The organism is Nocardia brasiliensis NBRC 14402, from assembly GCF_000308475.2.
In the GTDB taxonomy this organism is placed as follows: Bacteria; Actinomycetota; Actinomycetes; order Mycobacteriales; family Mycobacteriaceae; genus Nocardia; species Nocardia brasiliensis.
The window spans coordinates 1-23,201 of the sequence record NZ_BAFT02000006.1 but is presented as its reverse complement, the minus strand read 5'-3'; the positions used below and the strand labels follow the sequence as shown (position 1 = coordinate 23,201).

Genomic DNA, 23,201 nt, shown 5'->3' with positions numbered 1-23,201 from the left:
GCCGGGCGCCGCTAGGCTCTGCGGCTGGGTCGGGCACGACAACGGAGGCGCTTCGATTCCTACGAAACAACACGCGTGGTGGGACAACTATCTCGTCGCCTTGCTGGGGCTCGTGCTCGCGGCCGGATTCGCATTCGCCGCGATCGCCGCGGCCGCCGGCGGCACCTACCCGCTCGCGATCGCCCTGGCGGTGCTGGCCGTTCCCTTCGCGATTCCCACCGTGCTGCAGGTGCTCGGCGAGTTGCTCATCTACCTGATGATTCCCGCCGCAGTGGTCGGGTTCGTGCTGCTGCTCCCAATTCTCGCGCTCAGCCCCGCCGCCCGGACCTGGGCCCGGCGGCGGTGGCACCGGTACCGAGCACACCAGCTGTGACCTGCACGGCAGATACCCGGCGAAGATCACATAGACCGGTTCCGCCCCGTCCGTAGAGTTGTCGGATACGAGCTTTGCCACGTAACCGAGGGACGGAGGCCACAGGTGAGCGGTGGCAAATGGGACCTGCGCGGCATCGTCTGGTGGCTACCCGGGCTGGCTGTGCTGCTGGCCGGTGCGTTGCTGTACTCGCCCTTCGGGGTTTCGCTGAGCGCGGGGCGGGTGGTCGTCGCCGTCGCGATGGTGGCGCTGGGTGCGTCGGCGGCGTGGCGTTGGTGGTGGGCGCGGCCGGTACCGGCGGAACCGGAGGCCGGCACGCTGACACCGGTGCGCAAGCCCGATCCACCGGCCGACGCGCGGACCCGCCGCCTGGCCCGGCTCAGCCGCGCGCTGGCGGCAGAAGCACTGGTGGCCGCAGGTTTTGCCGTAGTCGGTGTCGCCGCTGTATCGATGCCGGTATCGCTGGCTTTCGTCTGGGCGGGAGCATTCTTCGTCGCGCTCGGAACCTGTGAGCTGGTCGTCGGCGCACACCGTGACGAGGTGCTCGTCTCGTCCACCGCGCTGGCCGGGTGGCAGGTGCTCGCCGGGTCGGTCCTCGCGACGCTGCCCTATCGGACGGGGCTCGACTTCACCGCGTGGACGATTCTGGCGCTGCTGGTCACCGGTGTGGCAATGGTGGTGCGCGGCGTGCGCCTGACCGCTCCACTACCGCGGGCGAGCACGCTGCGCTGGTGGCGGCCGGTGTCGGTCGGTGTGCAGTTGATCGTGCTCGCGGGCGCGCTCGGCTGGTACGGCACGATCGTCACCCAAGCCGCGCGGCAGCAGGACGAACAGGGGCGGCTGGCCGCGTTCTACGCAGTGCCACAAGGACTTTCCCCCGCCGCCCCCGGCACGGTGATTCGTTCTTCGCCGCTGCCGCTGCCCGGTGTGCGCGGCCAGGGCTGGCGCCTCCTGTACTGGTCCCAAGACGGTCAGGGACGGCCGACGGTCTCCTCCGGCGTGGTCATCGCACCGCTCGGGCCGGCCGCGAACCGGCCCATCCTCAACTACACGCACGGCACCGTCAGTCTCGGCGCCGACTGCGCGCCGAGCCGGCAAGCCGATTTCGCCTCGACCATGCGGCCGTGGCTGGACGGCGCACTCGAACGCGGCTGGGTCGTCGCCGCCAGCGACTACGCGGGTGCGGCGGGCACCGGCGACGGCGAGCACTACCTGGTCACCGCCGATCAGGGGCGCGACGCCGTGAACGCCGCCCGCGCCGCCCGCAACCTGCCGGGCACCGGCGCGGGCACCGACATGGTCATCTACGGGGTCTCGCAGGGCGGTCTCATCTCGTTGGCCGCGGCCGCGCTGACGCCCGGTTATGCGCCCGAACTGCACCTGGTCGCCGACGCCGCGAACGCGGCCGCCTCGGATATCGCGGGCATTCTGCAAGCCCGGCCGCCGCAACTCGTCAATGGCTGGGCCGTCGTCCCGTTCCTCACCACCCAGTTCCCGAAGGCGTACCCGAACCTCGATCCCAATGCGCTGTTGACGCCGCAAGCCGCGCTGCGCAATCGCGAGATCGCCGCGGCCGGTTGTGCCGCAACACCTTTCAGCGCGCTGCTACCCCGGCTCACCGCGCTTCCCGGTCTGGGTGACTACTTCAAGGGCGACCCGCTCGCCGATCCCGCTTGGCGAAAAGCCTTCGAGGAGAACCGCGCACCGGACATGCCACCGGGGATTCCGGTGTATCTGGCGCACGGTCTCGACGACGAGCTGGTCCCGGCGAAATTCACCGCCGCGCTCGCGCAGCGCTACTGCGCGGCGGGCATCGACGTCACCACGCAGTGGAATCCCGGTGTCGGCCACGACAACGACAACGAAATGGCCGTCGCGCCCAAGGTGCTCGACTGGTTCAGCGCGCGCCTGGCGGGTCAGTCCCCGCCCGGCACCTGTGGCCGGCCGCTGCCCGCCGGGCTCGCCGAACACTGACCCTGTCGCGGTGCGTCGCCGACGATCAGGCGACGTACGGGCGCTCGGCGCGGGCCGAGCGCAAAGCCGTTCCCCACCAGACGATCTGGTCGAGCAGCTGGTCGGCCGCCAGCTGGGCCGCCGCGGGTTCGGTGAGTTCGCCTGTCTCGTCGAAGAGTTGGGCCGCACCGTGGAAGCTCACCGTGTCCCGCACCGTGACCGCGTGCAGCTCGGCGAAGACGTGCCGCAGATGTTCCACGGCGCGCAGGCCGCCGGAAACGCCACCGTAGGAAACGAATCCGATCGGCTTGGCCTGCCACTGGGTGAAATGCCAGTCGATCGCGTTCTTCAGTGCCGCCGGGTAACTGTGGTTGTACTCCGGCGTCACGATGACGAACGCGTCGGCCGCGGTCAGCCGCGACCCGACGGAGTGCAGCGCCTGGGCCCCTTCCGGTTCGGGCTCGTGCGACATGTGCGCGGGTAAGCGATCCTGCGCCAGATCGATGAACTCGACCGCGACGTCGGCCCGCTGTTCGGCGCGCCGGACGAACCAGTTGGCCACCGTCGGCCCGAACCGCCCCGCCCGGGTACTACCCATGATCACTGCCAGCCGTAGCGGATTCTCCGTCATCACAATTCCTTTCGAGGTGTTCGGGTGATGACGGCAAGCTTCGAACATCAACAAAGGTTGAAGTCAAGTCGAGAGGCAGGAGTCAGGGCAGCACCAAGACAGCGAGGACCGGGCGGTGGTCCGAGCCGGGAAGGTCCAGGATGCGCAGGTCGCGGACGCCGATTCGGTTGTCGGCGAGGACTCGGTCCAAGGTCACCGGGGGGATCCGGTCGCCGTCGTAAGGTCCCCAGGTGCCCGACAATCCCTTACCGCGCACCAGGGCCGCGTCCCGGTAGCCGGAATGCAGCAGGTCGCGCATCACCGAATGGTCGAGGGTGGCGTTGAAGTCACCGGCCAGGATGCGCAGCGGGCCGCCTGGGGTGGCGCGCTGCTGGCGACGAAAGCTCTCCCGCCACGGTTCGATCGCCTCCCGGCTCGACGGCGCCGCCGGATGCGCGGACTCGACGAACACGCCGTAGTCGGTGAGTTCGGCGATGGCCTGGGTGAATCCCCACGGGTTGTGCCGTACGCCCGCGTCCCGCAACGGGATTCGAGCGAAGACGCCCGAACCGCCGACGCCCGCGGCGGGATAGCTCACGCGGTGCGGGAAGTACTTCGCGAAGGCGGTGGCGAACTCCGGCGTCAACTCCTGCACTGCAACGACATCGGCGTCCCTGGCCAAGTCGGCCAACCGGGCCGGGTCCACCCGGCCCATCAGCAGGTTCACCGACATGACGCGCAGTTCCGGGCCGCGCGCGCCGCGCAGCGCGTCGCCGTCCTCCAGCCAACGCGGAACCACACACGCGGCCAGCGCGATCGCCGTCACCGCGGCGATCAACGCCGGATACCGTTGCCGCAGCAGCACGGTCCACAACAGCGGCACCACCGACAACGCCGCCACATAGGGTGTGAAGGCGATCAGCTGCACCATCGGATACCAGGCGTCGAACCCGCCGATCCGCACCACCACCCAGATCGCACCTGGCAGAACCGCGCCCCAGGCCGCAATCGCTTTCCATCGCACCGCCCACACAGTAGACGCGCGTACCTGCGCAGTTGTGTCCATCCTGTGTGGATTCCGTGTTGATTCCACCGCCTCGGCTACTTCGCCACCGGGCTCGTCGTCACCGCGGGAGCGGGCGAGGTCGTGGCCACCGCGGTGGGTGCCACCGACGTGGTGGCCGGCGGCGCGGGCGACGTGGTGACCGGCCGAATCGGCTCAGGGCACTTGCCATCCGGCTGTGCGAGGGCGTTGATCTCGTCCTTCGCCCGCGGGTCACCGGTGTAGTCGAAGCGGTCCGTGCAGACCGCGCCGCAGAAGATCACGCCACAGTTGTCGGTGCCACCCGCGGTGGGCGGCGGATTCTCACCGCACACGATGATGCCGCAATTGTCCGTGCCGCCCGGCTGCTCACCGCACACGATCACGCCGCAGTTGTCCGTGCCGCCAGGTGCCGGTGGTCGATTGTCGGCCGGGCGCGGTCGCGCGGTGTCCTGCGCCGATGCCCCCGGATTGGGTTGCGCCACAATGGGACTCGACGGCATCACCGTGGTTGTCGCCGTAGCCGAAGTCTTGACTGTCGTACCCGACGCTCGCGTTCCCGAATCAGTCTCCTGGGCACTACATCCGGCGAACACCACCATCGACAAGACAACTGCCACCAGCGCACTCAGGACAACGCGCAGCCGTCCACCCGTCCGGATCATCCGAACCTCGTCTCCTCCTGCTGCCGCGGCAGCACCCCCACCCGCAAGGTGGCACTGAATATGCGGACCAACGTCCGCATACTTCGATCGAGCGAAGACCCGTCCTCGTTACTGCCCGGCGCCCCGGGTAATCGCCGACAGCGCAGTCCATTCAGTGGCGAGAATCGCCCAGATCTGTTCGTCGTGCCAGGTGCCGCCGTAGCGCCAGGCCGCGCGCGGCACACCTTCGAGCGTCATGCCGAGTCGCGCGGCCACGGCGGAACTGCGCTCGTTGTCTGCGCGGCAATGCCATTCGGCGCGGTGCAGGCCGCGCACGCCGAAGGCCCAATCCAGCAGTGCGCGACAGGCCGCGGTGATCAGTCCGTGCCCCTCGCCGGCGGGCTCGAGCCAGCAACCGAGCTCGCAGGAACCCGCGGTAGCGTCGAAATCGACGAACATCACCCCGCCGACCAGCACGCCTTGCAGCCAAATCCCGTACAGGCGTCGGCCATCCGCGGCTTGCCCCTCGGCGTACCGGCGCAGCGTGTCCCGCGCGCCGTCCATATCGTCGGTGACGAACGCGGCGCTCACCCACGGCCGGATGTGCTCGCGGGCCCGATCCAGATGCGCGGCGAATTCCTCGGCCTGCCACGGCTCCAGCGGGCCGAGCCGGGCGGTCTCGGTCAACGGGAGAGAGAACACGATCGACCTCACCTTCGCACGCCGGTTCTGCCGACAACCGTAGCCGGTTCAGCTCGTGGCGCAGAGTGCCGCGTCGACGACCTTCATGACATCGGCTGCAGGCTGGGCGGATTCGGGCACCTGGTTGATGCTCACGGTCACCGCCCGTCCGTCTTCGGTGACACCACCGCGGGTTTCGAACCCGTCGATATCACCGCCGTGCCCCCAGCTGTCCTTGCCGCACGGCAGCCGGCGTTGCATGAGGCCGAGTCCGTAACCTGCGGGCGGCCCCGAGACCTCCAATGGCACAGTCCGTTTCATCTCCGCCAGCTGAGCGGGCGGCACCAGTTCACCGTTCATCAGCGCGGTGAAGAACCGGTTGAGGTCCGCGCCGGTCGACACCATCGCGCCTGCCGCGCCGGCCACCGACACGTTCTGTCGCGTGTAGTCGACCCGGTCCCCGCCGAACACGGCGTAGCCCACCGGATGCGGCCCGCGGATGTCGGTCTCCGCGGCGTCCGGATAGTAGGTGTCGCGCAACCCGAGCGGTTCGATGACGCGGCGCGTGATCTCCTCGCCCAGCGAGCCGCCGGTCAATTTCTCGATCACCATGCCGACGATGGCGTAGTTGGTGTTGGAGTAGGCCCATCGCGCACCCGGCTCGAAGTCCGCGGGCACAGTCAAGACATTGCGCACCACCTCGTGGATGTCGGTGATCCCCCACCGCACGTGTTCGGCATGCGTGTCGACCTGTCCCGGTTTCGGCGTCGCCCCGAACTCCGCCGCGTACTCCGGTAGCCCGCTGGTGTGCTGCAACAGATTTCGCATGGTGATCCGATTGCCGTCGATCCCCGGACCGTGCACCAGCCCTGGGAGGTAACGCTCCACCGGCGCGTCCAGCTCGGCCTTGCCCTCGGCCACCAGTTGCAGCATGACCGTGGCTACGAACGGCTTGGTGTTGCTGCCGATCCGGATGCGCGCGTCGTCCGTGATCGGTGTGCCGCGCTCGATATCCCCAAACCCCGCGTGCGCCGTCCACACCTGCCCCCGCTCGCTCACCACCACCTGTGCGCCGGGCAGGTGATCGTCGGAAATCAGGCGATTCAAGCCCTCTACGACCTGCGCCTGTCCGGTCGCGCCGAATGCTGTTGCACCGCTGTCACTTTCCGCAGAACTACACCCCGCTACCAGCACTCCCGCCGCCGCCACGGCGGCGGCCAATCGACAACAAACCCTGTTACGCAACCCATTCGCTTCCCACACCACGATCACGCTACGAGCCGCGTTGTCCCCCTCCCATCCAGCGAACACCCTTCTTTCCGGTAGTGCTGACCCCACCCCGGTCAGCGGCCATCCGGCTTTCCGCCAGTGCCGATCGCCTTCCGCTGCCGGTGTCCGACCCGCCCGGCATGATGACGGCATGGAGTCCGGTCAGCGCAGCGAAGCACCTCTGGTGGCCGGCGAGTACGAGATGCTCGTCGGCTTTCTCCAATTCCAGCGAGACACCTTGGACTGGAAGTGTGCCGGGCTCACCGCCGAACAGTTGCGGCGGCGGGCGGTGCCGCCGTCCGCCCTGTCCCTGCTCGGCCTGGTCCGTCACCTGACCGAGGTGGAACGCACCTGGTTCACCCGGGTCTACGCAGGTACGGAGGCACCCCCGCTCTACTGGGCCACCGATCCCGCCGAAGACACCGACTTCCACGTCGAGGACGCCGACCCGATCGCCTCGATCCAGTTGTGGCGCAACGAATGTGACCGCTCCCGCGAAATCGTCGCCGCCGCCCCGGCCCTCGACACCACCGCCACCCGCCCCTCGAACGGCGAAACCTATTCCCTGCGCTGGATCCTCCTCCACATGATCGAGGAATACGCCCGCCACAACGGGCACGCCGACCTGCTCCGCGAAGCCATCGACGGACAGACGGGGGAATAGCGAGGCCCCACCTTCGCTACGGGATAGCCGCTACCCGGTCCCGTAGCAGCCGAATCGTTTGATCCAGGCGAGCGTGACACGCCCACGCTAAGCCGCCCATCCTTGTTTGAGCACGTCAAAGCCCGATGAGTAACAAACGACAGCCGCCTGCGATGTGATCCACACAACATCGATTCAGGAGGTTCGAGATGTTAACTGCGAAGCGCCTTGCGGCCGGGGCCGTCGTTGCCACCGCCACCGCGGCCACAGTGTTCGCCGGTGGCGGCATGGCCCAGGCCGACGTACCGGTCTGGGAAGCCAACTGCCACGTCTACAACATCTTCAACACCGGCGGCATGGCCAACTGCGAACTCCCCACCTGGCACCAGGTCAAACTCACCTGCGTAGCCTGGCCCGTCCCCTTCACCTACTGGAAATACGGCCCCATCCAATACGGCCAAAACCAATCCTGGGCCAGCTGCGACTCCTTCAACGCCCTCGTCAAAGTAGAGGTAATCCAAGCCTAGACCCCTTGCCCCCAGCCGGGCCCGTGGCGAAAGATCAAACGTTGAAGCGGAATTCGACTACGTCGCCGTCGTGCATGATGTAGTCCTTACCTTCCATGCGGACCTTGCCGGCGGATTTGGCGGCGGGCATGGAGCCGGCTTCGATGAGGTCGGTGTAGGCGACTACTTCGGCTTTGATGAAGCCGCGCTCGAAGTCGGTGTGGATGACGCCTGCGGCCTTGGGGGCGGTGTCGCCCTGGTGGATGGTCCAGGCGCGGGCCTCTTTCGGGCCGGCGGTGAGGTAGGTCTGCAGGCCGAGGGTGTGGAAACCGGCGCGGGCCAGGGCGTGCAGGCCGGGTTCGGTCTGGCCGATGGATTCGAGGAGTTCGAGGGCGGACTCGTCGTCCAGCTCGAGCAGTTCGGCTTCCACCTTGGCGTCGAGGAAGACCGCATCCGCCGGTGCGACAGCGGCTTTCAGCTCGGCGACCTTCGCCTCGTCGGTCAGCACCGACTCGTCGGCGTTGAAGACGTAGAGGAAAGGCTTGGTGGTGAGCAGCGAAAGTTCTTTGAGCAGTTCGGTATCCACCTTGTTGCCCGCGGCGAACAGGGTGGTGCCCTCGTTCAGGATCTCCTGCGCGGCCTTGGCGGCATCGGCGATCGGCTTGCGATCCTTCTTGATCTTCGCTTCCTTCTCGAAGCGCGGGACCGCCTTCTCCAAGGTCTGCAGATCGGCGAGGATGAGCTCGGTCTCGATCACCTCGATATCGGCGGCGGGATCGACCCGGCCGTCCACGTGCACCACGTCGTCGTCGGCGAACACCCGCACGACCTGGCAGATGGCGTCGGCCTCACGGATGTTGGCGAGGAACTTGTTGCCGAGCCCGGCGCCCTCGGAGGCGCCCTTCACGATGCCCGCGATATCGACGAACGACACGACGGCGGGCACGATCCGCTCGGAACCGAAGATCTCGGCGAGCTTGTTCAACCGCGGATCCGGCAGCGGCACGACGCCGACGTTCGGCTCGATGGTCGCGAACGGATAGTTCGCGGCGAGCACGTCGTTCTTGGTCAGCGCGTTGAAAAGCGTCGACTTTCCGACGTTGGGCAGGCCGACGATTCCGAGGGTGAGACTCACGAGAACGGAAGTCTACGCGGCAGACGCACTTCTACCTGCACCGGCCGCCACCCCCACGGTTTCCCGCACCCGAACAGTCAAACACTGCCGGGTGCGGAAAGCCGGCATGCGATCAGGGCACCAGCACAACCTTGCCGAGGTTGGCACGCCCCTCGATCACCCGATGCGCCGCGACAGCGTCGTCGAGCGCGAACTCCGCGTGCACGACGGGCCGCAGCAGACCAGAAGCGAGGAACTGCCACAGTTCCTGCCGCCAGTGGTCGAACAGGTCGGGCTGTCCCTGCGCGATCCGCGCCACCTGGAAGCCGATCACCGATTTGGCCCCGACGAGCAGGTCGTAGGCCTGGATGGTGCCGCCGCCGGAGCTGTAGGCGACCAGCCGTCCGCCGGGCGCGACGGCCGCGATGGCCGGTCCGAGCAGCTCGCCGCCGACCGCGTCGAGCGCGTAGTCGACGGGCGCGCCCCACGATTCCTGGCCGTATTCGACGACTTCGTCGGCCCCGAGATCGCGCACGAACTCGGCCTTGGCGAGATCGGAGACCGCACCGACGACGCGCGCGGCCCCACGCAGCCGGGCCAGCTGCACGGCGAGATGGCCGACGCCGCTGGCTGCCGCCGTGATCAGCGCCGATTCACCATCCTTGGGCTGCGCCGCGTCGAGCGCACCCAGCGCGACCAGACCGCTGCGCACCAGCGCGACCGCGTCGACGGCGGACCCGCCGTCGGGGATGGGCGAGGCCATCGCCGCAGAGAGCAGGGCGTAGTCGGCGTAGCCGTGCCCGAACACCAGCCCGGTCACCCGATAGCCGGGTTGGTAACCCGTGACCCCTTCACCGACGGCAACCACCTCACCGGCGATCTCGCCGCCGAGCGCGATCGGCTCGCGCTGTTCGCGCACCTTCCGCACCACCGGCAAGGTCACGCCGATCGCTTCGACCCGCACCAGCAATTCGCCAGGACCCGGCGTCGGCACCTCGACCGCCACGACCTCGAGCACTTCCGGACCACCGCTGCGCTCGTACTGGACCCGACGCATCACACCTCCACAACTCATCAGAAGTGGCCACGGTAACCGCAGATCGCCGTCGAACCACACCCCCGAGTGCGACATCTCACCGGCGGGCGGCAGTGCTGGTGAAGCGCCGGGCCACCTTGCACCGCGGCCCGCGAGGCGTAGCGTGACCTGCATGGAGCCGAGCACCGAGATGGTGACGGCGCGACCGGCGCCGGTGCTCGCGCGGTTCATCGACCACTACGTGGGCTACCGGATGGTGGGGTATCCGGCGGGCCTGCACCGTGGCCTGCCGTCCGCGCACATGACGTTCATCGTCAGCATCGGACCGACCATCGACGTTGTCGCGCAGACCGATCCGCGGCAGTCGCCCCAGGACTACCGGTGTTCGTTGGGCGGACTGCAGGCCAGTTCCGCGCTCATCTCGCATACCGGTCACCAGGAGGGCGTCGCGGTCGCGCTGACCCCGCTGGGCAGCCGGGCACTGTTCGGGACGCCCGCGGCGGCGCTCTGGGATGTCTCGGTCGAGTTGGCGGATGTCGTGGGGCCGGTCGGCACCGAGCTGTGGGAGCGGTTGCAGGGCCCGGCCACCTGGGCCGCGCGCTTCGCGACCTGCGACCGGATCCTGGGCCGGATCGCGCAGCCCGAACGACTGGTCGGGCCGGAACTGACGTGGGCGTGGCGCACGGTGGTCGGGTCCGGCGGCGCGCTCGCCGTCGGCGCGCTGGCGGACGAGATCGGCTGGAGCAGACAGCATTTGGCGCGCCGCTTCGGCGCCGAGTTCGGGCTGAGCCCCAAGCTGGCGGCCCGGATCGCCCGCTTCGAGCGGGCCCGGCGGATGCTGCAGCGCACCCCTTCCCATATCTCCATCGCCCAGGTGGCGGCCGCGTGCGGCTACTACGACCAGGCGCATCTGAATCGCGACTTCGCCGAACTCGCGGGCGCCAGCCCGACGATCTGGCTGGCCGAGGAGGTTCCATCCGTCCAAGACGGGGCGGGGTCGGCCGAGTGAGGCTGGACGCATGACGAATCCAGCGAATACCGATATCACCACCCGCACCGCGGTCTGGCCCACCATGACCTTCCGGGACAGCCGAGCCATGGCCACGTTTCTCGCCGAGGCGTTCGGCTTCGTGCAGACCGCGATGTACGCCCGCGAAGACGACCCCTCGGTGATCGAGCACGCGGAAATGCGCTGGCCGCTGGGCGGCGGCATCATGTTCGGCAGCTCGTGCAAGGACGCGGGTGTTTTCGGCAAGCGCCTGCCCGGCAACGACTCGGTCTATCTGGTCTGCGAAGACCCCGACGCGCTGTTCGAGCGCGCCTCGGCCGCCGGCGCCGAGGTGATCCGCGGCCTGCAGGACGAGAGTTACGGCTCGCGCGGCTTCGTGGTCCGCGACCCCGAGGGCAACCTGTGGAGTTTCGGCACCTACTGGGGCGAATAGCCTTGCTGCCCTAGCTGTCTCGAACGGCCCGGCGACCGCGGGGTCCGGGCCGTTTGCCGCTGGATCATCACCGGCGGCCACCGGAAGTCGTTCCACACGGTGATCCAGGTGAGCACCATCAGCGCGGGACGGGTGTGCGGCAGCAACACCCGCCGGTAGACCTGCCACGGGGTGCAGCCGTCGAGGATCGCCGCCTCCTCCACGGTGGGTCCGACCAACGAATGCCCGACCCGGCATGGCAGCATACGGATGGCAACATCGCCGGGCGAGGGAACACGCCCAGCCGAACCGGCGAACAACCGGCGACCTCGACCCAGGCCCCCGGAGCACAGCGTCACGTGGGCCACCCGTACCCGCCGCGCGCCGCGACTCGTAGGAAGACACAGGGCGAGTCGCCGCGCCGAGAACGAAATGCAGCGAATGTTCAGACTTCCCTAAGTCCGGCTCGAGCGCGCTTCAGTTCAGCTACGTTGTCAACGTTTCAGCAAGTCAAGCTCGATCTCACGGGAGAGTAGTTCGCATGGCGACCATCGAATACCTCCGGACTGATCCCGACCTCCCTCCCGTGGGTGTCGTGGACCGTTCGCCTATCACCCCCACCAAAAAGGCCATTTTCGCGGTGATCGCCGTGGTGGGCGCGATCGCCTGGGCCGTCTTGGCCATCGCCAGGGGCGAGTCGGTCAACGCGGTGTGGATCGTGGTCGCGGCGGTCTGTACCTATGTGCTCGCCTACCAGCTGTACTCCAGGCTGATCGAACACCGGATCACCAAGCCGCGCGACGATCAGGCCACGCCCGCCGAGATCCTGGAGAACGGCAAGGACTACATGCCGATGGACCGGCGGGTGCTCTTCGGGCACCACTTCGCCGCCATCGCGGGCGCGGGTCCCCTGGTCGGTCCGGTCCTGGCCGCGCAGATGGGCTACCTGCCCGGCACGCTCTGGATCGTGTTCGGTGTCGTGTTCGCCGGTGCGGTGCAGGACTACCTGGTGCTGTGGGCCTCGACCCGCCGCCGCGGCCGCAGCCTCGGGCAGATGGCGCGTGACGAGCTCGGCGTGGTCGGCGGTATCGCCGCCATCGTCGCCGTGCTGGTGATCATGATGATCCTGCTCGCGGTGCTCGGCATCGTCGTGGTGAACGCGCTGGCCGCGACCCCGGGCAAGGACGGCGTGCTGCAGGGCGGCAGCCCATGGGGCGTGTTCTCCATCGCGATGACCATCCCGATCGCCCTGTTCATGGGCGTCTACCTGCGCTACCTGCGCCCCGGCAAGGTCGGCGAGGTCTCCCTGATCGGTTTCGCGCTGCTCATGCTCGCGATCATCTCGGGTAACTGGGTCGCCGAATCCAGCTGGGGCCAGGACTGGTTCACGCTGTCGGGCACCACCATCGCCTGGTTCCTCATCGCCTACGGCTTCATCGCCTCGGTGCTACCGGTGTGGCTGCTGCTCGCGCCGCGCGACTACCTGTCCACCTTCATGAAGATCGGCACCATCGTCCTGCTGGCCGTCGGCGTGCTGATCACCATGCCCGTGCTCAAGGCCCCCGCGGTCTCCCAGTTCGCGAGTTCGAGCAACGGGCCGGCGTTCGCGGGCAGCCTGTTCCCGTTCCTGTTCATCACCATCGCCTGTGGCGCACTGTCCGGCTTCCACGCGCTGGTGTCCTCGGGCACCACGCCGAAACTGCTGGAGAAGCAGTCGCACGCCCGGATGATCGGGTACGGCGGCATGCTGATGGAATCGTTCGTCGCGGTCATGGCGATGATCACCGCCAGCATCATCGACCAGCACCTCTACTTCGCGATGAACGCGGGCGCCGGCGTCACGGGCGGCACCGCAGAGAAGGCGGCGGCCTACACCAACAGCCTCGGGCTCAGCGGCCCGCCGGTCACCCCGGGTCAGCTGGAGCAGGCGGCCAAGGACGTGGGCGAGACCAGCATCGTGTCCCGCACCGGCGGCGCGCCGACGCTCGCGGTCGGCATGTCCGAGGTACTGCACCGCTTCCTCGGCGGAACCGGGCTCAAGGCGTTCTGGTACCACTTCGCGATCATGTTCGAGGCGCTGTTCATCCTCACCACGATCGACGCGGGCACCCGCGTCGCGCGCTTCATGCTGTCGGACTCGCTGGGCAACCTGGGCGGACCGGCCAAGAAGTTCAAGGATCCGTCGTGGCGGCCCGGCGCGTGGCTGTGCTCGGCGATCGTGGTCGCCGCGTGGGGTTCGGTGCTGCTGATGGGTGTCACCGATCCGCTCGGCGGCATCTACACGCTGTATCCGCTGTTCGGCATCTCCAACCAGTTGCTCGCCGCGATCGCGCTCACCGTCGTGCTGACCATCGTGATCAAGAAGGGCCTGATCAAATGGGCCTGGATTCCGGCGATCCCCCTGGTCTGGGACCTGATCGTGACGATGACCGCGTCCTGGCAGAAGATCTTCTCCGCCGACCCGAAGATCGGCTACTGGAAGCAGCACAGCATCTACAGCGCGGCACTCGACGCCGGAAAGGTTGTGGCACCGGCCAAGACGGCCGAGGATATGGAAAAGGTGGTCCGCAACAGCTTCATCCAGGGCAGCCTGTCGATCATCTTCGCGGTGCTGGTGCTGGTCGTGGCGATCGTCGGCGTGCTGGTCTGCGTGCGAGCCTGGCGCGCGGGCGGCGGCGAGAGCAGTGAAACGCCCGACGAGCCGTCGAAGATCTTCGCGCCGAAGGGCTTCCTCGCGACCCCCACGGAGAAAGAAGTGCAGCAGGAATGGAACGCCCTGATCGCCACGGGGAAGGTCCGCCCGCCGGGCGCGGCGAAGGCCCTGCATTGACGCTCAGTGCTACCCCGCAGGACGGCCGGTCGGCTCGACCGGCCGTCCTGCGGCGCCTGCGGACCGCTCGAAACGCCTGTGCGACAGCGGTTCGCAACATCGGCTGGTGGTTCAACTCGATCCTCGGGGGTCAGGACTATCAGCGCTACGTCGCGCATCTGACGCGCAACCATCCCGGCTGCGCGATACCCACCGAACGGGAGTACTGGCGCATCCGGCACGCCGACGCCGACAGCAATCCGCAGAACCGCTGCTGCTGACTTCCAGCATTTATCCGAGCTCCGCGCAGCTCAGCGACTCGACGGCGATAATGGCGGATTCCCGCTAGCGGAGATTGCTTCCAAATGACATTGTGGTGAGCGTGACGATCACGGTGTTGGATTTCGAGCGGTGCTATCGGGCGGTGTCGACCAGAGACTCCCGATTCGACGGGCAGTTCTTCACCGCGGTGCGGACCACCGGAATCTATTGCCGCCCTTCGTGTCCGGCGATCACCCCGAAACGGGCGAACGTCTCGTTCCTGCCCACCGCCGCCGCGGCACAGCAGGCGGGGTACCGGGCCTGCCGCCGCTGCCTGCCCGACGCCGCCCCCGGCTCACCACTCTGGAACACCCGGGCCGATCTGGCCGCGCGCGCGATGCGGCTGATCGGCGACGGCGTGATCGAACGCGGTGGCGTCCCCGCGCTGGCGGCCACCCTCGGCTATTCGCAGCGGCAGCTGACCCGCGTGCTCACCACCGAACTGGGGGCCGGTCCGTTGGCGCTTGCCCGCGCGCACCGGGCACATACGGCGCGGCTGCTCATTCAGACGACGGCAATGCCCATGTCCGACATCGCCTTCGCGGCCGGCTTCGCCAGCATCCGGCAGTTCAACGACACGGTGCGCGAAGTGTTCGCGGTCAGCCCGACCACGATGCGCACCGAAGCGCAACGGACGAAGTCCAGCTCGAATGGCCGCCAGACGCCGCCGGTCAACGGGACGCTCAGCCTGCGCCTGCCCTACCGGGAGCCGCTCGACCGCGCCTGGCTCGAATGGTTCCTCTCCTCGCACGTGGCTCCCGGCATGGAACTGTGGGAAAACCGTTCCTACACCAGGAATCTGCGCACCCCGCACGGACACGCGACCACGCGGCTGAGCTTCCAGCGCGACCACGTCCGCGCGGAGCTGGCACTGCACGACATGCGCGATCTCGCGCCGACCGTCGCGCGCCTGCGTCACCTGCTCGACCTCGACGCCGACCCGGTAGGCATCGACGAGGTGCTGGGAGTCAGCGCGGGACAAGACCTTCCGGCACCGGAGCTCGCGGATCCTGGCACCACCCGGCTGCCCGACGCGGGCGCGGGCGCGCCGCCGGACGCCGAAGACCTGCCCGACGCGACCGGCACCAGGCCGCCCGTGTTCAGTCCGGGCATTCGCGTACCCGGCTGCCTCGACGGCCCGGAATTGTTGCTGCGCACCATGATCGGCCAGCAGATCTCGGTGTCGGCCGCCGCCACGCACACCGCGCGACTGGTCGAGGCGCTCGGCGAACGCGTCGAAGGGCCCATTCCGCTGCTGTTCCCCACCCCGGCCACCATCGCCGAACGCGGTGCCGAGGTGCTCACCGGTCCGGCCCGGCGGGTCCGCTCGATCATCGGCGTCGCCGAGGCGCTGGCCGGCGGCGAACTCGCACTGCACCAGGGCCGCACCGCCGCCGACCTGCGCCGCGACCTGCTCGCACTCGACGGCGTCGGCCCGTGGACCGCCGACTACGTGACCATGCGGCTGCTCGCCGATCCCGATGTGCTGCTCAACACCGACCTGGTGGTCCGCCAGGGCGCCGCGCTGCTCGGCGTGGACCTGGCCGATACCGGGCGCTGGGCGCCGTGGCGCTCCTACCTGTCCATGCATCTGTGGAAGGCCGCGCTGACCGAGCGTGCCGACCGCACCAAATCTGCCGCGGCCAAGTCCGCCGCCGCGAAAGCGAGCCGGCCATGACCGCCGCCGTTCGACCCGCCACCCGCCGGATCGGCACCGGCACTGCGGATTTCGCAACGACCGAGACCCCGATCGGCCCGTTCACCGCGCTCGTCGACCCCGAAGGACAGGTGCTGGCCGCCGGGTGGACCACCGACGCACAGAACCTGCGCACGCTGATCCACCCGTCCCTGCGCCCAGCCGAACTGCGCCAACGTGATTCGCTCGGCGCGGTGACCCAGGCCGTGCTCGACTACCACCGCGGCGATGTCACCGCGATCGACGCAGTCCCGGTCCGCCAGCACTCCGGCGAATTCCTGCTGCACGCCTGGGAAGTACTACGCAAAGTCCCGGCAGGCAGCCCGATCACCTACACCGAGTTCGCCGCCATCTCCGGCCGCCCCGACGCCACCCGCGCCGCCGCCAACGCCTGCGCCCGCAACGCCGCCGCCCTCTTCGTCCCCTGCCACCGCATCTACCGAATCGGCGGCGCCCTAGGCGGTTTCCGCTGGGGCCTGCCGATCAAACGCTGGCTACTCGACCACGAGGCGTAAGACGCAGAGCGGTCAGGCGACGGTGGCTTGTAGGTGGGAGCCGGTGCGGCCGCGGCGGACGTGCAGGCGGCTGGGGATGCGCTGGCGCATTTCGTCTACGTGGCTGACGACGCCGACGACGCGGCCGCCGGCGCGGAGTTCGTCGAGGACGCCCATCACCGCGTCGAGGGTGTCGGCATCCAGGCCGCCGAAACCCTCGTCGATGAACAGGGTGTCCAGGACCAGGCCGCCGGATTCGGCGGCCACCGTGTCGGCCAGCCCCAGAGCCAAAGAGAGTGCGGCCATGAAGGTTTCACCGCCGGACAGAGTTTTGGCGGGGCGGACCGCACCGGTGTAGTCGTCGCGGATGTCCAGGCCGAGGCCGCCGCGGCGGCCGCGCGGACCCGCCTTGTCCGAATGCACGAATTCGTAACGGCCCGCTGACATTCGGCGCAACCGCACCGAACCGGCCTGCGCCACCTCTTCCAGCCGGGCGGCGAGAACGTAAGAGCGCAGCGACATCCGGCGATTGTTCTCGCCCCGCCCGGCCACCACCTCGGCGAGCCCGGCGAGTTCGTCGTGCGTGCGCTGCAGCGGGGCGATCCGGTCCACCGCGGCCCAGAGCTGACCGCCGAGATCCTCGAGCTGGCTCACCCGCCGGTTCGCCTCCGCGTGCGCGGCGACAGCGGCGTTCAGTTGCTTCCGTGCGACTTCGACCAGCTGCTCGAGTTCGGCCAGATCACTCGGCTCCCGGGTCGCGGCCGCCTGGATCTCCGGCTCGGCGAGCACGGCTTGCGCGTGTGCGCGGGCGTTGTCGGCGGCGGCCAGTTCCGCGTCGATCTCTTGCCGGCGCTGCGGAGTTCGGCTCGCCGCGTTGACGACTCGGGCGTACGCGGTCAAACGTGCCACGTGATCGCGCGGCGCAGCGTCCGGTTCGGTCGCGGCGGTCCCGGCGACACCTTCACTACCGGTGCTTGCGCTGCCTGTTGTCCCAGGGCCAGAGGCCCCCTGGTCGGACGTCACGTCCAGGACCGCATCGTGCTGCTCTGTGCCGTCGCCAATGTTCCAGCGCGGATCGTCCGGCACGAAACCCGCTGCACGAGCGAGGTTCTCGACCCGGCCGGCGATGACCGCCACCTTCTCTCGCGCCGCGGCGGCCTCGGCGCGGGCGTCGCGCAGCGCACTGCTGTCGGTGACCAGGGCGGTGAGGCGGGCGCGGCGGCGCTCGATGGTTTCGTCCGCACCGGCCGCGACGCGCAGGCGCTCGGTGAGTTCCACGAGACGGGTATCGGCCGCGACGATGTTCGCGGCGACAGCGCTGCGCCGGGAATCCGCTTCGCGCAGTTCGTCGTGCAGGCGGGTCTCGTCGGTGCGCAGGCGCGTCAGCTCGGCGGTCAGCCCGTCGGCGAGGGCCGCCAGCTCGGCGGTGTCTTCGTAGCGATCGGTGGCTGTGCGCAGGGCGGCCGCCAGCTCGACCCGGTCGGCGTCGCCGCCGCGGGCGATGAGCGCCTCGATCTCGCGTTCCAGACCGGTGATTCGGGCATGCACCCGGTCGCGGGCGTCTTCGGCCGCGCGTTCGGCGGTCACCGCCGCGTCCTCGGCGTCCTTGGACACGGCGTCGGCGGTGGGGCGGGCCGGTTCGGGATGATCCGCGGATCCGCATACCGCGCAGGGGGTGCCGTCGACGAGCTCACCGGCCAGTTCGGCGGCCATGCCCGCCAACCGGCGTTCGCGCAGCTCCAGGACCCGTTCCTTGGCATCGTTGTGCGCGGCACGGGCGGTCTCGAACTCGACCCTGGCGTGATCGAGATTCGTTCTGCGCGAGGCGAGTTCGACCGCCGCCAGGGCGGCGGCCTGCAGACGTTCGCATTCGGCGGTCAGGGTGGGCAGCGTCGCGGCCGCGTTCGTCGCCTCGCGCAGCCGGGTTTCGAGCGTGGCGAGGGCGCCGGGCAGCTGGTCGCGCCGCTTGGTCAGGTCGGCGATCCGGGTGGTGAGCGCCGTGCTCTCGGCCCGTAGTCCCGCCAGTTCCTGGTGCAGCCCGGTCACGGCCGCGGCGTCGGCGCGCACCTCGTCCAAGCCGCCGATCTGCGCGCTCCAGCGGCGGATCGCGGCATCGATGTCGGCGTCGTCGCGAACGGTGAGCGAATCTTCGACACCGATCAGCTCCGCGCCGCCGAGATCCGCCGCGCCGGGCTCCAGCAGATGCGTGGCCAAACGGCGGGCCGTACCGGCGGTTTCGTTCTCCTTGGCGCGCATCAGCATGACCGCGTCCCTGGCCTCGTCGATCGCCGTGACAACCGGCTCGGCGCGCCGGGCGGCGTCGAGTTCGGCCCGCGCCGCGGCACGGTGGTCGGCGGCCGCGGCGTACTGCTCGAGTTGCGCGTGGGCAGCCGCCCGGCGGCGGAGCAGGTCGTGCAGGCGGCGTTGCTCCTCGGCGCGCGCCTGCACCCGCGCCGCCTCCTGTTGGCAGCGTTCGGCTGTCGCGGCGGCACCGGTCAGCTCGACGCGAGCGGCGGCTAGCAGATCCTGCGACCAGCCCACCGCCTCTAGTGGACCGACAGTCTCGGTGGCGCTGACTCCCGCCGCGACACCGACTTTGGCGATCAACCGGTCGATGCCCTGTTTGCGCGCCTCCAGGTCGGCGGCGGAGGCGCGGCGTTTGTCCGCGAGCCACTGCTCGGCGCTGCCGAATCGTTCGGTGTCGAAGAGCTTTTCGAGCAGCTTCTCGCGATCCTCGTTCTCCGCCCGCAGGAATCGTGCGAAGTCGCCCTGCGGCAGCAGCACCACCTGGAAGAACTGGTCGGCGCTCATCCCGAGCAGCCGGATGATCTCGTCTCCGATATCGGGTATCCGGGAAAGGTTTTCGCCTCGCCCGTCCAGCCAGGTCAGCGTGGCCTTGGCCGGGTCGGTGCGCATCCCGGTGCCACGCAGCTTGGGACGTTCGAACTCGGGGATGCGGGTCAGGCGGATGCGGCGGCCGCCGAGCGTCACCTCCAGCACCACCTGCGGCGGCGTCTGGTCCGGTGCGTGGTCGGAGTGCAGGCGCTTGCTCTCCCCACGCGCGCCCGGGACCTTGCCGTACAGCGCGAACGCGATCGCGTCCAGCACCGTGGTCTTACCCGCGCCGGTCTGCCCGTGCAGCAGGAACAGTCCGTCGGCGCCGAGCGCGTCGAAGTCGATGACCGTGGTCTCGGCGAACGGGCCGAACGCGGTCATCTCCAGCCGGTGCAGCCTCATGCGGCCGCCGCCGGGTACGCCCCGGCCTGGGCGCTCACGCCGAGAGTTCCGTGGCCGATTCCGCCGCCGTCGGCACGCGGTCGGGCTCGGCGACCGCGGCCGCGAGTGCCCGCTCCAGCCAAGCCATTTCGCCCGCGCTGGGCTCGCCCCGCACATCGGTGAGAAAGGTCTGCGCTACTTCGGTATCGCGGCGGCCGTGCACCCGTTCACGGTAGCGCAGCTCCGGGTTGCCCTCCGGGCGCACCCACTCCACGTGTACCGCGTGCGGGAAGCGCTCGCGCAGCTTACGCATCGCGTCCACCGGCCGGGCCGAGTCGGTGAGCACCGCGGAGACGTAATCGTCGGTGGCGGCGTCGTGCCGCACGTCGGTGAGCAGGTCGTCCAAGGTGCCGGTGAGCTTGCTGAGCCCGCGGACCACCGGCAGGTCGTGGCGGCGCACCTCGCCCAGCCCCGCGGCATCAAGGTCGACGAGCCAGACCGCCTTGCGATGCGAGCTCTCCGCGAACGAATACGGCAGCGGCGAACCACAGTAGCGCACCGACTCCGACAGCGTCTGCGGCGAATGCAGGTGCCCGAGCGCGACATAGTCGATGCCGTCGAACGCCGACATCGGCACGGTCTCCACGCCGCCCACCGAGATGGATCGCTCCGAACCGGTCGCCTCCCCGCCGACGACGAAGGCGTGCGCCAGCACCACCGCGCGCGTCCCCGGCCGCCGGGCGAGATCGGCCCGGATCCGGGCCATCGCCGCGTCCAGAATGTCGGCGTGCGAACGAGCCTGCGGCACACCGAGTTCCGCGCGCGTGATCTCGGGTTCCAGGTACGGAATGCCGTAGCACGCCACAGGGCCGTGCGCGTCGTCCAGCAGTACCGGGCGGTCGGCATCGGCGACCGTGGTGCGCAGATGGAGTCCGCCCGCCGCCGCGAAACTCGCGCCCGCGCCGAGCCGTGCGGGCGAATCGTGGTTGCCCGACGTGGCGACGATCACCGCGCCGGCGGCACGGATGGCCTCGAATCCCCGGTTGCACACCGCGATCGCGTCCGCGCTCGGAATGGACCGGTCGTACACGTCCCCGGGCAACACCACCACGTCGACCGACTCCGCGGCCACCAGCTCCGCGATCGCGGTCAGTGCCCGGGCCTGATCGGCCAGCAGATCGACCCCGTGGAACGTGCGCCCGATGTGCCAGTCCGAGGTGTGCAGCATCCGCATGCCGCGAAACCGTAGGCGAGGGCACCGACAGAATTCAATTGCCGAGGCCGCCGTGTCGGATAGCGGCGCATTTCACGCGGCGTGTCCACGGTGTTTTCCGGGCCGGGTTGCGTAAGCCCCGTTACGGTTTCACCGACCGGCCCGAGCGGGCTTGCGCCAGGCCGCATTTGCCGACACGGTGCCGGTGGATTGCCGAGCGGGCGTTCTTGTCGGTGTCGTGCGGCACTATCGGCGCTATGACCGCACCGATGCTCGTCGCACTGATGCTGGTATTCGCCGCAGGGGCTGGGCTCGGCTGGCTCGGCCATGCCGCGCGCGCCGGGCAACGCGCGGTGGCGGCAGAGGCGAGACTGGCCGCGGCCACGGACAACGAACGGCTGCTGCGGCAATCGCTCAACGCGGCGAACGAGGATGCGGCACGCAGGCATTCGCACGCCATCGGCGCGATGGTCGATCCGCTGCGCGACGCGGTCGGTGCGTTGAACCAGCACATCCAGCAGGTCGAGCACCATCGGATCAACGCCTACTCCAGCCTGCGCGAGCAGGTGGCGGGTATGCAGCGCACCTCGCTGCAGTTGACCAGCCAGACCAGTCAGCTCGTCGCGGCGCTGCGCGCGCCGCAGGTGCGCGGCCGGTGGGGCGAGATCCAGTTGGAGCGCGTGGTCGAGCTCGCGGGCATGACGCGGCACTGCGATTTCGACACGCAGGTGTCGCGGGCGGCCCGCGGTGACGGCGCCAACGACCGCACCGGCACCGTCCGGCCCGACCTGGTGGTGAATCTGGCGGGCGGCAGGCACATCGTGGTCGACGCCAAGGTGCCGTTCAGCGCGTACCTCGACGCCAGCACGGTCGAGGATCCCGACGTCCGGGCCGAACACCTGATCCGGCACGCGAAGCACCTGCGCGCCCACGTCGACCAGCTGGCCGATAAGGCGTACTGGGCGGCCTTCGACCCGGCGCCGGAATTCGTCGTGCTGTTCGTGCCCGGCGATCCGTTCCTGGACGCCGCGCTCACCACCGACTCCGGATTGCTCGAGTACGCCTTCGGCCGCAACGTGATCCTGGCTACGCCGACCACGCTGATCGCGTTGCTGCGCACGGTGGCATTCGGCTGGCGGCAGGAAGCACTGTCCCGGGATATGGCAACCGTTCAGCAATTGGGTAAGGAGCTGTACGCCCGGCTCGGTATGACGGGCCGGCATCTGGACCGGCTCGGCGCGCAACTCGGTAAAGCCGTCGACGCTTTCAACTACACCGTGGCATCGGTGGAATCGCGGGTGATGGTCACCGCGCGCAAACTGCACGACCTGGAAATAGCGGAGCAGGAGGTGCCGGCAATCCAGCGGGTCGACGTGTGGCCGCGGGCCGTGGGGTTCGCCGACGCCGACGATTAGCCGGTGGAACCGCCGTGCCATAACGCCCCCGGGCGCGGCGACAGTTAGTGTTCATAATGTGGCTGCTTCCCAACGTGTGCGATCCCGGGTGCCCGCGCCGCATCGTTCGACCTTGCCGACGGTCCCGGGCATCCCGGTGGGCGCGGCGGTCCTGATCGCGGTCGCCTGTACGTTTCTGGGGTTCTTGATCGATGCCCACGGCGACGCTACCGATCTCACCGGTACCTTCGCCGCGCTGTACATCGTCGGTTGTGTGGCAGCCGTGCTCGCGGTCCGCTATCGCGGCTTGTTCACCACCATGGTGCTGCCGCCGCTGCTGCTCTCGATCGCCGTTCCGCTGGCCTACCAGCAGCTGACCGGCCGCCCGGCGAGTTCGATCAAAGATGTGCTGCTGAACCTGGCGGTGCCGCTGGTGCAGCGCTTCCCCACGATGATGCTCGCGACCGTGCTCGTCCTGTTGATCGGCGGCGGCCGGATCCTGCTGCAGCGCCGCATCGAGCAGGCGGAGAGCGGCGCCGAGTCGCGCCGGGGGGAAAGCTGGGGTCGGTCCTCGGCCAAACGTCCGCGCGGCGGCCGCGAGCGCGGCTCCTCGCTCACCGAATCCGCTCGCCGGCGTACTCGCCGCCCCAAGGACGATCCGGACGAGGCGGGCCTCGACGAGCCCACCCCGCGCCCGAGCCGCCGCACCGCGGCAGCGCCGGTCGCCGACGCACCGCCCCGGGTAGCAGGCTCGGCTCGCCCGCGT

Annotated in this window: 21 protein-coding genes and 1 pseudogene; 12 read left to right on the top strand and 10 right to left on the bottom strand. The window is 69.3% G+C overall.

All coding sequences use genetic code 11. The features are described from left to right. Positions 1-100 precede the first annotated feature (100 nt). Positions 101-373, top strand: a complete 273-nt coding sequence (locus TY25_RS01260) for a hypothetical protein (protein ID WP_042253430.1) — start codon at positions 101-103, stop codon at positions 371-373. A gap of 105 nt (positions 374-478) precedes the next feature. Beyond that, positions 479-2,347, top strand: coding sequence for a lipase family protein (locus TY25_RS01255; protein WP_042253429.1), 1,869 nt, complete (start codon positions 479-481; stop codon positions 2,345-2,347). Positions 2,348-2,372: 25 nt separating this feature from the next. On the opposite strand, the gene TY25_RS01250 is transcribed toward TY25_RS01255, so the two are convergent. The 5 genes from TY25_RS01250 to TY25_RS01230 all read right to left on the bottom strand — a co-directional run bounded on the left by TY25_RS01250 (position 2,373) and on the right by TY25_RS01230 (position 6,410). Then, on the bottom strand, positions 2,373-2,957 hold the full coding sequence (locus TY25_RS01250; protein WP_042253428.1) for an NADPH-dependent FMN reductase: 585 nt from the start codon (positions 2,955-2,957) through the stop codon (positions 2,373-2,375). Positions 2,958-3,039: 82 nt separating this feature from the next. After that, positions 3,040-3,960, bottom strand: a complete 921-nt coding sequence (locus TY25_RS01245; RefSeq protein ID WP_226887179.1) for an endonuclease/exonuclease/phosphatase family protein — start codon at positions 3,958-3,960, stop codon at positions 3,040-3,042. A gap of 77 nt (positions 3,961-4,037) precedes the next feature. Then, positions 4,038-4,364, bottom strand: a complete 327-nt coding sequence (locus TY25_RS01240) for a hypothetical protein (RefSeq protein ID WP_042253426.1) — start codon at positions 4,362-4,364, stop codon at positions 4,038-4,040. A gap of 387 nt (positions 4,365-4,751) precedes the next feature. Beyond that, positions 4,752-5,324: a GNAT family N-acetyltransferase gene (locus TY25_RS01235; RefSeq protein ID WP_042253424.1), complete on the bottom strand. Its 573-nt coding sequence runs from the start codon at positions 5,322-5,324 to the stop codon at positions 4,752-4,754. A 48-nt stretch (positions 5,325-5,372) separates the two neighbouring features. Next, positions 5,373-6,410 (bottom strand): serine hydrolase domain-containing protein, encoded by a 1,038-nt coding sequence (locus TY25_RS01230; RefSeq protein WP_052382726.1) that lies wholly within the window; start codon positions 6,408-6,410, stop codon positions 5,373-5,375. Between the two features lie 313 nt (positions 6,411-6,723). Between TY25_RS01230 and TY25_RS01225 the strand changes: the two genes are divergently transcribed. Further along, entirely contained in the window at positions 6,724-7,236 is a 513-nt protein-coding gene (locus tag TY25_RS01225; RefSeq protein ID WP_042253422.1) for a DinB family protein, read from the top strand. A gap of 188 nt (positions 7,237-7,424) precedes the next feature. After that, positions 7,425-7,742: a hypothetical protein gene (locus TY25_RS01220; RefSeq protein WP_042253420.1), complete on the top strand. Its 318-nt coding sequence runs from the start codon at positions 7,425-7,427 to the stop codon at positions 7,740-7,742. A gap of 34 nt (positions 7,743-7,776) precedes the next feature. Here the strand turns inward: TY25_RS01220 and ychF are convergent, their stop codons facing one another. Together ychF and TY25_RS01210 are read right to left on the bottom strand one after the other, a co-directional pair. Further along, positions 7,777-8,856 (bottom strand): redox-regulated ATPase YchF, encoded by a 1,080-nt coding sequence (ychF, locus tag TY25_RS01215; RefSeq protein ID WP_014988021.1) that lies wholly within the window; start codon positions 8,854-8,856, stop codon positions 7,777-7,779. A gap of 112 nt (positions 8,857-8,968) precedes the next feature. Next, complete coding sequence (locus tag TY25_RS01210) at positions 8,969-9,892, bottom strand: quinone oxidoreductase family protein (protein WP_042253419.1); 924 nt, start codon at positions 9,890-9,892, stop codon at positions 8,969-8,971. Positions 9,893-10,043: 151 nt separating this feature from the next. Between TY25_RS01210 and TY25_RS01205 the strand changes: the two genes are divergently transcribed. Both TY25_RS01205 and TY25_RS01200 read left to right on the top strand, forming a co-directional pair. Then, complete coding sequence (locus tag TY25_RS01205; RefSeq protein ID WP_042253416.1) at positions 10,044-10,880, top strand: AraC family transcriptional regulator; 837 nt, start codon at positions 10,044-10,046, stop codon at positions 10,878-10,880. Between the two features lie 10 nt (positions 10,881-10,890). Next, entirely contained in the window at positions 10,891-11,313 is a 423-nt protein-coding gene (locus tag TY25_RS01200) for a VOC family protein (RefSeq protein ID WP_042253415.1), read from the top strand. A 41-nt stretch (positions 11,314-11,354) separates the two neighbouring features. Here TY25_RS01200 and TY25_RS41365 read toward each other — a convergent pair. After that, positions 11,355-11,516: pseudogene (locus TY25_RS41365) on the bottom strand (carbohydrate ABC transporter permease); the annotation flags it as partial. Positions 11,517-11,833: 317 nt separating this feature from the next. On the opposite strand from TY25_RS41365, the gene TY25_RS01190 reads away from it, so the two are divergent. The 4 genes from TY25_RS01190 (at position 11,834) to TY25_RS01175 (ending at position 16,633) form a co-directional block, all read left to right on the top strand. Beyond that, on the top strand, positions 11,834-14,122 hold the full coding sequence (locus tag TY25_RS01190; protein WP_042253413.1) for a carbon starvation CstA family protein: 2,289 nt from the start codon (positions 11,834-11,836) through the stop codon (positions 14,120-14,122). A 98-nt stretch (positions 14,123-14,220) separates the two neighbouring features. Further along, complete coding sequence (locus TY25_RS01185) at positions 14,221-14,382, top strand: YbdD/YjiX family protein (RefSeq protein WP_370466206.1); 162 nt, start codon at positions 14,221-14,223, stop codon at positions 14,380-14,382. A gap of 92 nt (positions 14,383-14,474) precedes the next feature. Further along, on the top strand, positions 14,475-16,100 hold the full coding sequence (locus TY25_RS01180) for a DNA-3-methyladenine glycosylase 2 family protein (protein ID WP_088607126.1): 1,626 nt from the start codon (positions 14,475-14,477) through the stop codon (positions 16,098-16,100). Further along, complete coding sequence (locus TY25_RS01175; RefSeq protein ID WP_042253412.1) at positions 16,097-16,633, top strand: methylated-DNA--[protein]-cysteine S-methyltransferase; 537 nt, start codon at positions 16,097-16,099, stop codon at positions 16,631-16,633. Before TY25_RS01180 ends, TY25_RS01175 begins: the two co-directional genes overlap by 4 nt. A 12-nt stretch (positions 16,634-16,645) precedes the next feature. Here the strand turns inward: TY25_RS01175 and TY25_RS01170 are convergent, their stop codons facing one another. Further along, positions 16,646-19,849, bottom strand: a complete 3,204-nt coding sequence (locus TY25_RS01170; RefSeq protein WP_042253411.1) for an AAA family ATPase — start codon at positions 19,847-19,849, stop codon at positions 16,646-16,648. Between the two features lie 34 nt (positions 19,850-19,883). Continuing rightward, complete coding sequence (locus tag TY25_RS01165; protein WP_042253410.1) at positions 19,884-21,062, bottom strand: exonuclease SbcCD subunit D; 1,179 nt, start codon at positions 21,060-21,062, stop codon at positions 19,884-19,886. A gap of 236 nt (positions 21,063-21,298) precedes the next feature. Between TY25_RS01165 and TY25_RS01160 the strand changes: the two genes are divergently transcribed. Both TY25_RS01160 and TY25_RS01155 read left to right on the top strand, forming a co-directional pair. Further along, on the top strand, positions 21,299-22,456 hold the full coding sequence (locus TY25_RS01160) for a DNA recombination protein RmuC (protein ID WP_042253409.1): 1,158 nt from the start codon (positions 21,299-21,301) through the stop codon (positions 22,454-22,456). Between the two features lie 112 nt (positions 22,457-22,568). After that, a partial coding sequence (locus TY25_RS01155; protein WP_174484626.1) for a DUF6542 domain-containing protein occupies positions 22,569-23,201 on the top strand: 633 nt, incomplete at its 3' end.